Source organism: Pelagibius sp. Alg239-R121, assembly GCF_947331435.1.
Lineage (GTDB): Bacteria > Pseudomonadota > Alphaproteobacteria > Kiloniellales > Kiloniellaceae > Denitrobaculum.
Genome location: NZ_CAMZOF010000001.1, coordinates 251486 through 265891 on the forward strand (window position 1 = coordinate 251486; position 14406 = coordinate 265891).

Sequence of the window (14406 nt, forward strand, 5' to 3'; positions counted from 1 at the left end):
CCATTCTCAGGATATACGGAAATTACGCTTATTCTCTATAGCCTTGGTTCGGTGATCGTTGAACTCCTTTTCGCCACATCTGATCCTACTCCCCTTATCCTTGTCCTGTCAGGCGAACCGCGTCAAGCAGGCCAGGGCAGTGAGTAGGTTTTGATGTTCGAGAAACTCTTCATGGCTTCAAGCACGCCCTCTTTATAGCCGAGCCCCGAATCCTTGATCCCGCCAAAAGGCGACATCTCGATCCGATATCCCGGCACTTCCCAGATATTCACCGTACCGACAACCAGGCCATTCACAAAGTTCGTTATGCGGTCGAGCTGATTGGTGCAAACACCAGCAGAAAGCCCAAATGCCGTCGAATTTGAGATCCGCATAACCTCGGCATCGTCGTTCGGAACCCGGACGATCGGAATGACTGGTCCAAAGGTCTCTTCAAGCACCAGTTCCGATGTGTGATCGACCTTGTCGATGACGATCGGCGGCAACAATGCGCCCTGGCGTCCCGGATTGTACAGGATTTCCGCCCCAGCTTCGGCTGCTTTGTGAACCCGGGCCTCAAAAAGTGCCGCGGCCTCCTCATGCACCACCGTACCCAGATCCGTCTTGGGATCGAATGGGTCGCCAAACACGATCTTCCGGGCTCTTTCCTCAACCAGCGGCACAAAGCGTTCGGCGACATCCTGCTGAACCAGGATCCGTTTGACCGCTGTGCAGCGTTGACCGGAGTTCTTCGTCGCACCAGCCACTGCCAGATCTGCGGCCTTGGCCAGATCATCGTCCGAAAGGTCATTCAGGATGATCAGCGGATCGTTGCCGCCCAACTCCAACACCGTCCGCCGATAACCGGCCCGGTTTGCGATCAGCTTGCCGACCGGAACGCCGCCGGTAAAGGTGATCAGCTCGATGTTGTCGTTAGTAATGAATTCATCACCCAAATCCTCTGGCATGCCGGTGACGACCGACAGCATTTCCGGCGGCAGGCCGGCTTCGTAGAGGATATCCGCCAAGATCAGTGCCGTCATGGGGGTAAGGTCAGTCGGCTTGCAGACGATACAGTTGTTGGTCGCCACCGCCGGTGCAATCTTGTGCGAGATCATGTTCAGCGGATGATTGAAGGGCGTGATCGCACTGATTGCCTTGAGGGGCTCGCGCATGGTGTAGATCCGACGGGCCTTGCCTTGCGGGCTAACGTCGCAGGAGAAGATTTCGCCGTCGTCGCGAATGCAGAGCTGTGCCGTTAGAGTGTAAACGTCGAAGGCCCGGCCCACTTCGTAGAGCGAATCCTTTTTGGAGAGACCGAGTTCCAGGGAAATCAGGTCCGAGATCTCATCGCGCCGGGAGTTGATAATCTCTGCCGTGCGGAACAGGATCTGCTGACGCTCATAGCGGCTCAGCGTCGGTTTATAATCGCCGGCGATCTGAAAAGCCTCGCGCGCGTGCGCAGCCGTGCCACGTGGGACCGTTCCAATCACCTGATTGGTGTAGGGGTAGCGTACCTCGATCACGCCTTCGGCGTCGACCTTGCGGCCTGCAATGCGCATGGGCTCGTGCCGCGGTTTACCCGCCAAATCTTCCGCTAAACTCATCTCTCATCTTCCTAATTCATGCGGCAAAACATCCACCGCTAAGTACCAACAACTGATTCTTTTCGCCTGCAGCGTTATTGCGCAGCGCTCTGGACCGCCACCGCGTGGTTCAACGCGACATCGAACGCGTCGAAGTTACGCAAGCGCCGGTCAGCGAGCCCCTGCACCGGCCGGTTCACCATCAAAGGCACTGTCTGCTCCGACACGCCGCCGTGCGAGCGAAGCGGCACTTCCAGGCCGGAAAGGTCGTGCCGGGACTCACTTGTTCCCAACACAACGTGACGTTTTGAGACCACAACCAGATCACCGATCCGGTCTTGCGGCAGCTCGAAACGGGCACAGGCATCTGCATTTCCAGCTACATATTCAATGCCCTCGACCGCCAAAAGACGTGCGATAACCTGAGCTGAATCAGCGCCCTCGGGCAGATAGACCGTGGCAAATGACCCCAAAGCGCCGTGATGCACCACGTAAGGGTCGGTGATTGGCAGAATGACACGCGCCGCGGCTTCGCCCAGCCATTCATCCAACCGGTCCTGCAGGTAGATGACCGATGGCTCACCGGCGTTGTCATGCTTGGCATTCATGCCATGATCCGCGGTCAGAGACAGCACGCATCCCATGGCATCCAGTTGCGCCCAATAGCCATCCATCATGGCGTAAAAGGCGTTTGCGCCTTCCGTGCCCGGCGCATGCTTGTGCTGCACATAATCAGTGGTCGAAAGGTACATAAGGTCCGGACGATCCCGATCCATCAGCTTGACGCCTGCCGCAAATACGAACTCCGAAAGCTCGGCCGAATAGACATCGGGAACGGGCATATCGACCATCTCCACCACATCGGTGATGCCGTTTTCCTCCAAGCTCGCCTGATCGGATTTCTCCGAAGAAAAACAGGTCGCACCCTCTGCGCCGATCTTCAAGCCATGGCCGAGCAGCCGGCGTAGTTTGTCTTTCGCCGTCACGATCGCGATCTTCGCGCCTTCATCCTGGAAAGCCTTGAAGATGGTCGGCGCGCGCAGAAATTTCGGATCGTTCATCATGACTTCCTCGCCGCTGTCCGGATCGAGAAAGTAGTTACCTGAAATGCCGTGAACCGCAGGAGGTCGTCCTGTGACGATCGAGAGGTTGTTGGGATTGGTGAAGCTCGGCACCACACAGTCAGCCCGAAGATCTGCGCCTCGCGCCAGCATCTTGGCGGTAAATGGCATCACCCCGTCTGCGATGGCTGTTTCGATGTAAGTAGGTTCGGAGCCATCGATACAAACGACGACGACCGGCTGAGCCGGCCAATCGTAGCTGCGGTCGTTGACGGTGATCTTGCGGTTCATTCCTTAGTCCTCAAATACTTAGTTTTGCAACGGCAGTGCGAACCCTACTCCGCAGCCGTTGTCGTCCGACGCGGCGAAGCATCGCGCACATTCAGCTCTGCGAGCACCTCGCGCACAGCGCAGAGAAGCCCAGTGATATCTTGCTCTTCAAGAGCGCCGATGGTCCCAACCCGGAAGGTCGGGGCCGCTGTCAGCTTGCCCGGATAGATGACGAAGCCTCGTTTCGCCAAAAGGTCGTAAAACGCTTGAAAGGTGAAGTTTGGGTCGTTTGGCTCAATAAAAGTGGTGATAATCGGTGACTGGATCTCATCGGACAACAGCGTTTCAAACCCGATCGCGCGCATGCCATCGACTAAGACGCGGTGATTTTGCGCGTAACGGCCACCCCGGCCCTCGACACCACCCTCGGCAGCATGTTCGCGGATAGCTTCGACCAATGCTGCCGCCGAGTGAGTCGGTGGCGTAAAGCGCCAGCGGCCGGATTTTTCCAGATAGACCCACTGGTCGTGCAGATCAAGCGACAGGGAGTGTGCGTTGCCTGCCGACGCTTCCAAGGTGCTCCTGCGCAGTACGGCAAAACCCATACCAGGCACGCCCTGAATGCACTTGTTTGCAGACGAAACCATTCCGTCGCAGGGTAGGTCACAGACATTGAGCGGCAGGGCGGCAAAGGAGCTCATTGCGTCCACAAGCAACGAGCGGCCGTGGCGTGCTGTCACTTCTGAAATGGCGGTCAAAGGATTGAGGACGCCGCTGGTGGTTTCGCAATGTACCGCAGCCACGTGGCTAATCGTCTTGTCGCCGATCAAGGCTTGTTCGAGCGCGGCGACATCGTAGACGTCGGTCTCGGCGGTCTTCAGTACCGTACAGCGGCGTCCCATCACTCGAAGCGTCTTGACGATCCGGTCACCGTAAGCCCCATTGACCAGGACAGCGCAGTGACCGTCGCGGGGCACCATAGTACCTAACATTGCCTCGACGACGAAGGTGCCGCTGCCCTGCATCGGTACACAGACGAACTCGCTGCCACCCCCCGCAAGGTCAACAAGACTGCGACAAATTTCTGCCGTCAGATCGATGAAAGGCTGGTCCCAAGAGCCCCAGTCGCGCTGCATTGCCGCCTTCACCTTTTTTGACGTGGTCAAAGGCCCCGGCGTCAGCAGGAATTCGTGGTTTTCGCCGGTCCGGCCGGCGCGCTCCAGAACATTGTAATCAGCAGACATTTCGCTGCGCTTCCCCGCTTGGTTCACATCAAGTGTAGCGCGAGAATATGTCACGTTGATTTCATATGTAAAATCGATGTTTTCGATGTATATTATAGATTATGTCTATTATTTATTCGCAAATTCGGGCGTTCCATGCGGTCGCCAGCCACGGCAGCTATACACGCGCGGCGGCAACGCTGAACGTGTCACAACCAACCCTGTCTTCGCAGGTCAAGGCGTTGGAGGAGATTTACGACGTGGCGCTGTTCATGCCGGCTGGTCGGGGCATTGAAATCACACCGCTGGGCCGGCAGTTGCACGCCATAACGCAGCGACAATTCCGCCTGGAAGCTGAGGCAGAGCTTCTGTTGTCATCGACCCGCAGCCTGAAAGCCGGTTTCTTGAGAATCGGAGCGGATTCGCCCTATCACGCTCTCCCGCTGATCGCGCGCTACAAGGAACGCTATCCGGGTATCGAGATATCGATGAATTTTGGCAACTCCCGGGAGATACTTGCCGATCTTTTTGCGCGGCGAATCGATGTCGCGATGATCCCGCCACCACAAGACGATCCGCGCCTGATCTCCCGGCTCTTGCTGGCCGATCGGCTTGTCGCCTTTGTGCCGGTCACGCACAAATGGGCAAAGCGACAGGGCGTGACCCTCAAGCAGTTGGCTGGCGCCAGGGTGATTTTGCGGGAACAGGGCTCGACCACGCGGGCCGTCTTCGAAGCTGCGATTTCCGAAGCGAAGCTGGCCTTGCTGGATGTCTTCGAAATCGGCAGCCGCGAAGCCGTTCGTGCCGCGGTGGTTGAAGGCCTGGGCGTTGGCGTAGTCTCCGAGGCCGAACTGATCCTGGACGAAACCATCCACGTCCTGCCCATAATGGACGCCGATCTAAGGGTGCCCGAACTCCTGGTCTGTCTCACTGAATGTGCACCGCAACGGACAATCAAAGCCCTGTTCGATTTGATTGGGGATTAACCTCACTTAAGAGCATTAATCGAGTGCTTCTTCGGAACGGGACTTAGTAAGCAGCATTTATCGGTTTGAGGCATCTACTTGCAGCCCACCACTGGTTTAAACATCCGTTTCACAATGCCGTCCCGACCGATGAAGGCGTGTTTGGCGGCTCCCAAGATGTGGAGTGCGATTAGAGGAGGGAAGAGGTGTCCCGAGATTTCGTGAAGCTCCTCCATGAACTCGTGCAAACCGCGACTGGCTCCCATCGGGGAAGGGATTGAGGCCAAGCCGAAAAAATCGAGCGGTCTACCCAGCGACCAGGGCAGGAGATAGCCCGAGATGACCACGACGACAATCGCCACCAAAAAACCCCAGATCACGATTCGCGATGCAAGATTTAGAAGCGCTGCCTGATCCGGTTTTTCCGTCATTCCGGAATAAAGGCGGTGCCAGACCCGCCACAGCAAAAAAAGTCCGGCAATTGCGCCGCCGCTGACATGAAGCATACGTTCTGTGCTGCCGCGTTCCCCCTCGTGCGTGAAGAACAGAGCAATGACCAGTAGGGCGGCAAACCAATGCGTGGCAATCGAAATTCGCGAATAGCCGTCAGTTCGCCGAGCACCTGTCATCACATATACTCCTCTATTGCAATGCCATCCTATGCCCCGAAAATGCTTGCGTACAGGGGAGTGGTTTCGGATTTAGCTTCACTGCTTTCCCTGCTCCATCACAGGCAAATTTAACAAAACCGAAAAGTTATTGTCATCTCTCCGTCAGGGCTTTCCGTCAGGCTGTTTCAAACAGAGACGGGAGTGGAATATGGAGCCAGCCATTGAGGTCAATGGGCTGTCGAAGACCTTTCGGAAACATCGTGCGCTGAACAATGTCTCGCTGGCGGTCGACCGCGGCGAGATGGTGGCGCTGATTGGTGCGTCCGGTTCGGGGAAATCGACTTTGATACGTTTGATGTCCGGTCTGGAGCGCGGCGATCGCAGCGCAGATTCACCCCGACAAACAAGTAACAGACAAACAAGTGACAGACAGACGAGTGGCGGACAGATCCAGGTACTGGGTTCCCCGGTTCAGAGCGGTGGAAGGCTGGATGGCAGTATCCGCAGTCTGCGTGCCCGGATCGGGGTCATTTTTCAGCAGTTCAATCTGGTTGGCCGTCTGTCCTTACTGACCAACGTAGTCTTAGGGGTTTTGGGCCGCATTCCCGCCTGGCGCGGGACCCTTGGCCTCTTTACCAGGGAAGAAAAACTCCAGGCTATGGAAGCCCTACGCCGCGTCGGCATGGACCAATACGCAAGTCAGCGAGCCTCAACTCTATCCGGCGGTCAGCAGCAGCGCGGCGCCATCGCCCGTGCGCTGATGCAAGAAGCCGAGGTGCTGTTGGCCGACGAACCTATCGCCTCGCTGGACCCGGAATCGGCCCGGCGCGTAATGGAGAATCTGGCACGTATCAATCGCGAGGACGGCATCACGATCGTAGTGTCTCTGCATCAGGTGTCCTACGCCATGCGGTACTGTCCCAGGACCGTAGCTCTGCGGGCAGGAGAAGTGGTTTACGACGGACCAAGCGAAGCACTGACGCCGACATTCCTTCGCGAACTCTACGGTGCCGACAGCGAAGAACTGGTGATGGACGAGACCCTCGGCACCGCCGTGCGTGACGTCGAATTGACACCTCTGCCAGTCGCCGTGGTCGCCTGACGAGAGCTTTCGTCTTTGCACGCGCAATAACCCAAGCACCGAAACAACCGATAAATCCGCATTACTTTTTAATACTGCACAACGAGGAGAAGCCTAATGTTCGCCAAGTTCGCCGGCGCCGCTGCTGTGGCCGCGACCGCCCTGACAAGCACTCTTGCCTTCACGTCGGCCGCCTATGCCGAAAAGCTCGAGACCCTAAACTTCGGCATTATCTCAACCGAATCCACGCAGAATCTGAAGAGCGTCTGGAATCCGTTCCTCGCCGATATGGAAAAGAAGCTGGGTACGAAGGTTAAAGCCTTCTTCGCGCCTGACTACGCCGGTGTGATCGAAGCCATGCGCTTCAACAAGGTCGACGTGGCTTGGTTCGGTAACAAATCGGCCATGGAAGCCGTTGACCGCGCCGGTGGTGAAGTCTTCGTGCAAACCGTCGATGTAACCGGTAACCCCGGCTACTGGTCGCTGCTGCTCGCGCACAAGGACAGCAAGCTCGAGAAGCTCGAGGACGTCCTGGCCTGTAAGGGAGAGCTCGCGTTTGGCAACGGCGATCCTAACTCCACCTCCGGCTTCCTGGTGCCAAGCTACTACGTCTTCGCCCAGAACAGCGTTGATCCGAAGAAGTGCTACAAGACCGTGCGCAGCGCCAATCACGAGACCAACGCGCTGGCCGTGGCCAACAAACAGGTCGACTTCGCGACCAACAACACTGAAAGCCTGAGCCGGATCAAAGAGAACAATCCAAAGGCCTTCGAAAACATCAAGGTGATCTGGCAGTCGCCACTGATCCCTTCCGATCCAATCGTCTATCGTAAGAATCTCTCAGATGACACCAAAGCACAGCTCAAGGCTTTCTTCCTGGGTTACGGCCGTCTGGGCAACGATCTGGAGAACGAAAAAAAGATTCTTGCCGATCTCCAGTGGGCGCCTTTCCGCGACTCCTCCAACGCGCAGCTTTACCCGATCCGGCAGCTTCAGCTGTTCCGCGACAAGGTCAAGCTGGAGGGCGATGAGCGGATGGAAACCGGTGAGAAGACGGCGAAGATCGAGACCATCGACGAGAAGCTGGCAACCCTGAAGGTTCTGGCCAACAACTGACATCAGAATTTGGAAAACTGACGGCAGCGTTCCCTCTCGGGCGCTGCCGAATTTCCATCCGGTAAGTCCTCACCCAAAAAACACAAACCTCCGGATTACTCCCATGACAGACATCACTCAGCACAGCAGCAGGTTCAAAAGCGCAACGCAAAAACCGCCCGCGCTTGAACTTCCACCGCGCGACCTGAAACGCAGCACGTTCAACTTCATCGGTTGGGGGTTGTTTCTCGTGGTCCTGATGTGGTCGTGGGAAGGCGCCGAAATGCGGCCGCTGGATCTCTTTATCTATGGCGAAAACATGGGCGCATTTGCAACCGGGTTCTTCCCGCCCAACTTTCATGAATGGCCGACATTTCTCGAGCAGATGATCGTTACCGTGCAGATCGCCCTGTGGGGCACGGTCCTAGCTGTGGTCTGTGCCGTGCCCTTCGGTGTCCTGTCTGCCGAGAACATCGCCCCCATGTGGATCTACCATCCGACTCGCCGCCTGATGGATTCCGCCCGTGCAATCAATGAAATTGTCTTTGCCATGCTGTTCGTCGTCGCCGTGGGCCTTGGCCCCTTCGCAGGTGTGCTGGCTTTATGGATCCACACCACCGGCGTTCTCGCCAAACTCTTTTCCGAAGCCGTCGAAGCGATCGATCCACGCCCGGTCGAAGGCATTCGCGCGACCGGTGCCGGCAAGGTGCAAGAAGTGGTCTTCGGTGTGATCCCGCAGGTTCTGCCGCTCTGGATCTCTTTCTCGCTCTATCGCTTCGAATCCAACGTGCGCTCAGCCACCGTTGTCGGTATCGTGGGGGCCGGCGGCATCGGTGTCGTCCTGTGGGAATATATCCGTGGTTTCTACTACTCCGAAACGGCCGCCGTCATGATTATCATCATCGCTACCGTCGTCGTGCTGGATGTGATCTCCCAACGTCTGCGCAAGCTGGTTCTGTGACCTCGAAGCGCGCAGGGCGCGGCACGCTCGTCCTGGTCGTCGGGCCGTCCGGTTCAGGCAAAGACAGCATTCTCGGTGGCGTCGAAACTGCACTCGGCAAGGATCGTGACTTCTATTTTCCCCGCCGCGATATCACCCGCCCTGGAGCTTTCGGCGGCGAACCATATCGTTCACTTTCAGTTGATGAATTTCAGGACCAAAAGGCGAAAGGCGCTTATAGTCTGTCCTGGTTTGCGCACGGACTCAGTTACGGCATTCCTAAAGTCATCGAACGGCAGCTGGATAACGGCCATCATGTCGTAGTGAATGTCTCCCGCGGAGTCATTCCCGAAGCACGGCAGCGTCTGCAGCCAGTCCGGATTGTCTCCATTGAAGTGCCCCAAGAAACCCTGCGGCACCGCCTGAAGGGACGCAATCGCGAATCTGAATCCGAGATCGAGCTGCGGCTCGAACGCGCAGCGGCTTTTAAGATAAAGGGACAGGATGTGTTCGGCTTGAACAATGAGTCAACTTTGGACTCAGCGGTGGAAAAATTCGTCGCCTTGCTGACAGAGATCAGCCAAGCAATGGAAAACGCCCGCGCTCATTAAATCGCGCACCAGCCTCCGGCTGCTCACACAGCGAAATGGCCTCGATGGTCAGAGGTTTTTCGACAAGCGGTTCAAGTATCGGCTTTAAGATAGACAGCAAGCGTGATTGTCCGGTTTCATCCAGCCGGTTACTCAGGGTCATGTGGAACCGGAACTCTTCCAAGACGTAAGGATAACCCCATTTCATAAGTAGGTCTTCCTGGCGTTCGGTCAGCCCTGCGCCCCGACGGATCGCCAGCTCTTCGTCCGTTGACGGTTTGCGGAACGCGTCCAGACGACGGACGGCATCGCCTGCCAAAGCGTCAAGATCCGACGTTGATTCGGAAGTCCTCAAGGCAAGGAAATCACCCAGAATGACCAGTTCCATCGGTGGCAGAACAACACGTGGGCGTTCGGCTGCAAAATCGGCCAGAGCCATTTCAAGGGCCGTCAATTCCATATCTTCAGCCAGAAAAAACGGGGGCTTTAAAGTCGCGTGAAAGCCGTAAGTCCGCGGCGCGGATGTCATCGATCGCCGGTGATCCGGGTCGATCAGCCCGGACCAAGGAACTTCGTCTCCAAACACGGTTGCACCTGGCTCGTCGTTCAGCCAGGCATTTGCAAAACGCGCCAGATCACTGGAACGCTCAGGTGTGTAATAAATTGCGTAGCGTGCAGTCACGTCAATCCAGACCGCAGTGAGTTTTCAATGTGTTCGCGATACGCCTCGAACCCAGGTACCACTGCGTCGACATCCTTGGCCATATCGTCCCAACGTCGAAGCTTGACGGCATCCTCTGCTCCAGGCTGCCGCGACCAGGATTCCGCTTCATCGGCAGAAAAAGCGCCCCCTTGCAGTTCAAGACTTCGAACCGACACGGGCGACAGGATCTCGGCGTAACCAGGTTCGGTCGCAACAAGATAACGCTTGGCTGCAACGTGGTGCCGAATCGCATCTGTCACCTCCTCCTTGAACCAACGACTCAGGAAGGCCGCTCCGCAGGTCTCATGAAGAGCATCTTCGCCGCGCTCGGCCGCACCCTTTTCATCGCCATTTAGCAAGTGTCCGATGTCGTGCAGCAAGGCTGCGACAATCAGGTGTGACGCAGCCCCGGACTTTTCCGCCTGGTCCGCCGACTGCAAAGCGTGCTCGAGCTGTGTAACGGCTTCAGCGTCATAGAGCTGTCCGCCGCCATTCTCGTAGATATCGCGCATCAGGGTGAAGGGATCTTCCGTCACAGCCAAGCCTCCGATTGCTTTTAATCACCAAGACCTTATACGACGCGCACACCCTCGCGCCAGACACAGCGTACAACCGGCATGTCTTTATGATCGCAAACCCGCACGAGATCGGCGCGCAGGCCCGGCGCGATTTCGCCACGATCGTCCAATGCAACCATGCGGGCTGGGTTTTTGGTCACAATCGCCATGGCGTCGGGCAACGTCAGCCCCACGCGCCGGTGGAGACAGAAGGCACCGTGCAGCAGACTGATCGGCGCATAATCCGACGAGAGGCTATCCAGAAGTCCTTTTTCGGCCAACTCCGATGCCGAAACATTGCCAGAGTGAGAACGGCCCCGCACGACATTCGGTGCGCCGGCGACTGTCGCCATGCCACTATCGTGGGCAGCGCGTGCAGCCTCCAGCGTCGTCGGGAATTCTGAAATCGTAATTCCGAGAGAGTCCGCCTCCTTGATGTGATCTTCCGTCGCATCGTCGTGACTCGCCAAAGGAATAGATTGATCATTACAAATCCCGGACAGAGCCTGCCGGTTCTTGTCGGCATAGCGCAGGTGTTCCTGCTGCTGGCTGTCGATGAAGGCGTTCAACTCCTCATCGTTCATCTTGTACTTACCGCTGTAATAGTTTTTGAACTGTGCCAGATCAACAAACTGGCGTTGACCAGGCGTGTGATCCATCAAAGATACAAGGCGAAGCAAAGGCGCATCCTTGATCCGGCCGAACGTGCTCAAGACGTTCTCGGTCGCCAACTCGCAGCGCAGGTGGACGTAGTGTTCGCTGCGCAGGAGGTCGTTATCCTGCGCCTGCTCGATCCCCTCAATCGCGGCCGTAACAGTCTCTTCCATGGCAACATCGGAAGAACGGTCGCCGATGCGAAGGGCGTCGAAAACCGTGGTGATGCCGGCGGCCGCCAGAACGGAATCATGAGTAAAGAGAGCAGGAAGCATGGGCCAGACAACACCCGGCCGAGGGCGAATGTGACCTTCCAGATTATCGGTGTGAACCTCGATCAGGCCCGGAACCAGATAATCTCCCTCAAGATCGATTACCGATGGCAGTTGACTGTTTCCTGGTTCGATAGATTTTATGCGGCCATCTTCCACCGCCACCGTACCTTCGACGACCTCGTCGGCCGTAACGATCTTGGCGTTGGTAAAGAGTGTTTCCATGGTCATATCGCGAGATCCTGCCTGTCTTCGCTATCCACTGTGTCCGGGGCATCCCGGTTTCCGTCCGGGGCTGCGACGTGGTGGCGATGGGTGCAAACCGCGTCACGCACTTCTTCGTCATGAAAAATTCCCACGACGGCCGCACCGCGGTCGCGTGCCTCCAGAATCAATTCAATGACGGTTTGTCGATTGTCCGCATCCAGCGAAGCGGTCGGCTCATCCAGCAGCAATGCCGGATAGTCTACCACCATGGTGCGTGCAATGTTGATCCTTTGCTGTTCGCCGCCTGAGAAAGTTGCGGGGGCCAGATCCCAATGGCGCGTAGGGATTCGAAGACGCGTGAGCAGGGTCGCAGCCTTCTCGCGCGCGGCTTCAGGTTCAACCCCCAAGGTAATTAAAGGTTCACTGACCAAATCAATCGATGCGATGCGCGGAATGACGCGCAGGAACTGACTAACGTATCCAAGCGTCTCGCGCCGAAGGGCCAGAACCACCCGCGGTTCTGCACCAACAAGATTGGTCATTCGACCCTTGTGCCGGATGAGGACAGCACCGGACTGCGGCAGATAGTTTCCATAGAGGCATCGCAACACCGTTGATTTTCCCGCCCCGGAGGGCCCCATCAAGGCAACACAGTCGCCCGGCGCCACTGACAGGTCCGTGGAGGAGAGAACATCGAGTTTGATACCGCCCTGTGTATGCAGTGTGAAACTTTTGTGAAGATTCCGAACCTGGATGATGGGCGCCGTAGGTTTCAAATCGCTCATATCTCCGGTCATCGCGAACCAAACCTCTTTTTCATCGCAGAACTTGTCGTTCTATATCTCATCCTGGCCCCTTCATCCTGGCACTCGAGTTAAACCGGTAAAATGGAAGACACCAGCATCTGGCTGTAAGGGTGCTGCGGGTCGTCAAGCACTTGATCCGTCAATCCTGTCTCCACAACTTCGCCTCCCTGCATGACCATAATGCGATGAGACAGCAGGCGTGCGACCGCAAGATCATGTGTCACCAGAACAGCGGAGAGCTGCAACTTCGTCACGAGGCTGCGCAACAGGTCCAACAACCTTGCTTGTACCGATACATCGAGACCACCCGTAGGTTCGTCCATGAACACCAATCGTGGATGGGTCACCAGATTGCGGGCTATTTGAAGGCGTTGTTGCATGCCTCCGGAGAAGGTATTCGGCTGATGGTCAAGGCGTGCAGAATCCAGTTCGACCCGATCCATCCAGTTCTCCGCAGCGCCGCGTATCTTACCATAATTGCGTGCCCCGACCGCGATCATACGCTCGGCAATGTTGGCTCCGGCACTGACCCGCATACGCAGGCCTTCGCGCGGATTCTGATGCACGAACCCCCAGTCGGTGCGCATCAGAAATCTCCGTTCCGCCTCGCTCAAAGCGTGAATGTCACGCATCACGCCGTCACGCATCAGATATTCGATCTGCCCGGTGTCGCAGGACAGCAGAGCCGAAATGCACTTCAGCAGCGTCGTCTTACCGGATCCGGATTCCCCCACGACGGCCAGAATTTCCCCTGGCCAGAGATCAAAGGAAACATCACGGCAGGCCGGGAGGCCGCCGTAGCTCTTGGCGAGTTCAGTGACCCGCAGCAGAGGCAGTTCGCTAGCAGGCGTTCCGGCTTGCGACATATGGGCTCGCGTCCTATCGGTCTGAGTCACTCGGCGGCCTCCCGCTTTCGATTGCAGTGATCCGAGTCCGAGCAGACAAACATGCGACCGCCGCGGTCATCGGTGACGACTTCGTCGAGGAAGGTATTTTCCGCGCCACAAAGTTCACAGGACTGTTCCCATTGCTGGATCTCGAAGGGATGGTCTTCGAAATCCAAGCTATAAACCGCCGTATGTGGTGGAATGGCGTAGATCCGTTTTTCGCGGCCCGCACCGAACAGCTGCAACGCCGGCATGCGGTGCATTTTCGGATTGTCGAATTTCGGTGTCGGCGAGGGGTCCATGATGTAGTGACTGTTGACCTTGACCGGATAAGCATAGGTGGTTGCGATGTGCCCATGCGTCGCAATGTCTTCATAAAGTTTGACGTGCATGAGGCCGTATTCACCCAGGGCATGCATCTTGCGCGTTTCGCTTTCGCGCGGCTCCAGGAAGCGCAAAGGTTCTGGAATCGGCACTTGATAAACCAGGATCTGATCCTCGCTTAGCGGCTTCTCGGGAATGCGATGCCGGGTCTGGATGATCGAAGCTTCTTCCGTGTGCTCGGTGGTTTCGACTGCGGCGGTGCGCACAAAGAACTGGCGGATGCTGACGGCGTTGGTGGTGTCGTCAGCGCCCTGATCGATGACTTTCAAAACATCATCAGGGCCCAGAATGCTCGCGGTCACCTGAACGCCGCCGGTGCCCCAGCCGTACGGCATCGGCATCTCACGGCTGGCAAAGGGCACCTGATATCCTGGGATCGCAACCGCTTTCAGAATCGCGCGGCGGATCATCCGTTTGGTCTGTTCGTCCAGGTAAGCGAAGTTGTAGTTGGGATCCGGTCCAATCTTGTCAGCGTGGCCATGCTCGACCGCTTCGCTCTGCGCCGGATTTTTCTGAGCTGACTGCGTCATCACTT

15 protein-coding genes are annotated in these 14406 nt (G+C 57.0%); 5 read left to right on the plus strand and 10 right to left on the minus strand.

What is annotated here, in order from left to right; genetic code table 11:
- Positions 1-122: 122 nt before the first annotated feature.
- The 3 genes from phnY to QMZ18_RS01095 all read right to left on the minus strand — a co-directional run bounded on the left by phnY (position 123) and on the right by QMZ18_RS01095 (position 4140).
- On the minus strand, positions 123-1586 hold the full coding sequence (phnY, locus tag QMZ18_RS01085) for a phosphonoacetaldehyde dehydrogenase (protein ID WP_282604377.1): 1464 nt from the start codon (positions 1584-1586) through the stop codon (positions 123-125).
- 74 nt (positions 1587-1660) lie between these two features.
- Complete coding sequence (gene phnA / locus QMZ18_RS01090; RefSeq protein ID WP_282604378.1) at positions 1661-2917, minus strand: phosphonoacetate hydrolase; 1257 nt, start codon at positions 2915-2917, stop codon at positions 1661-1663.
- A 44-nt stretch (positions 2918-2961) separates the two neighbouring features.
- The gene (locus tag QMZ18_RS01095) at positions 2962-4140 is read right to left on the minus strand and encodes a 2-aminoethylphosphonate--pyruvate transaminase (protein ID WP_282604379.1); all 1179 of its coding nucleotides are present in this window, start codon (positions 4138-4140) and stop codon (positions 2962-2964) included.
- Between the two features lie 101 nt (positions 4141-4241).
- Between QMZ18_RS01095 and QMZ18_RS01100 the strand changes: the two genes are divergently transcribed.
- Complete coding sequence (locus QMZ18_RS01100) at positions 4242-5105, plus strand: LysR substrate-binding domain-containing protein (RefSeq protein ID WP_282604380.1); 864 nt, start codon at positions 4242-4244, stop codon at positions 5103-5105.
- 74 nt (positions 5106-5179) lie between these two features.
- Here QMZ18_RS01100 and QMZ18_RS01105 read toward each other — a convergent pair whose 3' ends face one another.
- A complete protein-coding gene (locus QMZ18_RS01105) occupies positions 5180-5713 on the minus strand; it encodes a cytochrome b (RefSeq protein WP_282604381.1) in 534 nt (177 codons plus the stop codon).
- Between the two features lie 190 nt (positions 5714-5903).
- On the opposite strand from QMZ18_RS01105, the gene phnC reads away from it, so the two are divergent.
- The 4 genes from phnC to phnN all read left to right on the plus strand — a co-directional run bounded on the left by phnC (position 5904) and on the right by phnN (position 9422).
- Positions 5904-6797, plus strand: a complete 894-nt coding sequence (gene phnC / locus QMZ18_RS01110) for a phosphonate ABC transporter ATP-binding protein (protein ID WP_282604382.1) — start codon at positions 5904-5906, stop codon at positions 6795-6797.
- A gap of 96 nt (positions 6798-6893) precedes the next feature.
- Positions 6894-7892, plus strand: coding sequence for a phosphonate ABC transporter substrate-binding protein (gene phnD / locus QMZ18_RS01115; protein WP_282604383.1), 999 nt, complete (start codon positions 6894-6896; stop codon positions 7890-7892).
- A 103-nt stretch (positions 7893-7995) separates the two neighbouring features.
- Complete coding sequence (phnE, locus tag QMZ18_RS01120; RefSeq protein WP_282604384.1) at positions 7996-8832, plus strand: phosphonate ABC transporter, permease protein PhnE; 837 nt, start codon at positions 7996-7998, stop codon at positions 8830-8832.
- Entirely contained in the window at positions 8829-9422 is a 594-nt protein-coding gene (gene phnN, locus QMZ18_RS01125) for a phosphonate metabolism protein/1,5-bisphosphokinase (PRPP-forming) PhnN (RefSeq protein WP_282604385.1), read from the plus strand. Before phnE ends, phnN begins: the two co-directional genes overlap by 4 nt.
- Here the strand turns inward: phnN and QMZ18_RS01130 are convergent.
- The 6 genes from QMZ18_RS01130 to QMZ18_RS01155 all read right to left on the minus strand — a co-directional run bounded on the left by QMZ18_RS01130 (position 9388) and on the right by QMZ18_RS01155 (position 14401).
- A complete protein-coding gene (locus QMZ18_RS01130; RefSeq protein ID WP_282604386.1) occupies positions 9388-10083 on the minus strand; it encodes a DUF1045 domain-containing protein in 696 nt (231 codons plus the stop codon). The two genes, phnN and QMZ18_RS01130, sit on opposite strands and share 35 nt — an antisense overlap.
- Entirely contained in the window at positions 10080-10640 is a 561-nt protein-coding gene (locus QMZ18_RS01135) for a phosphonate degradation HD-domain oxygenase (RefSeq protein ID WP_282604387.1), read from the minus strand. Before QMZ18_RS01135 ends, QMZ18_RS01130 begins: the two co-directional genes overlap by 4 nt.
- Before the next feature lie 35 nt (positions 10641-10675).
- Entirely contained in the window at positions 10676-11818 is a 1143-nt protein-coding gene (locus QMZ18_RS01140) for an alpha-D-ribose 1-methylphosphonate 5-triphosphate diphosphatase (RefSeq protein WP_282604388.1), read from the minus strand.
- A complete protein-coding gene (phnL, locus tag QMZ18_RS01145; protein ID WP_282604389.1) occupies positions 11815-12591 on the minus strand; it encodes a phosphonate C-P lyase system protein PhnL in 777 nt (258 codons plus the stop codon). Before phnL ends, QMZ18_RS01140 begins: the two co-directional genes overlap by 4 nt.
- Positions 12592-12668: 77 nt before the next feature.
- Positions 12669-13466 carry a phosphonate C-P lyase system protein PhnK gene (gene phnK / locus QMZ18_RS01150; RefSeq protein ID WP_282605576.1) on the minus strand — a complete coding sequence of 266 codons (798 nt, stop codon included), beginning with the start codon at positions 13464-13466 and terminating at the stop codon, positions 12669-12671.
- A 26-nt stretch (positions 13467-13492) separates the two neighbouring features.
- Positions 13493-14401, minus strand: coding sequence for an alpha-D-ribose 1-methylphosphonate 5-phosphate C-P-lyase PhnJ (locus QMZ18_RS01155; RefSeq protein ID WP_282604390.1), 909 nt, complete (start codon positions 14399-14401; stop codon positions 13493-13495).
- Positions 14402-14406 lie beyond the last annotated feature (5 nt).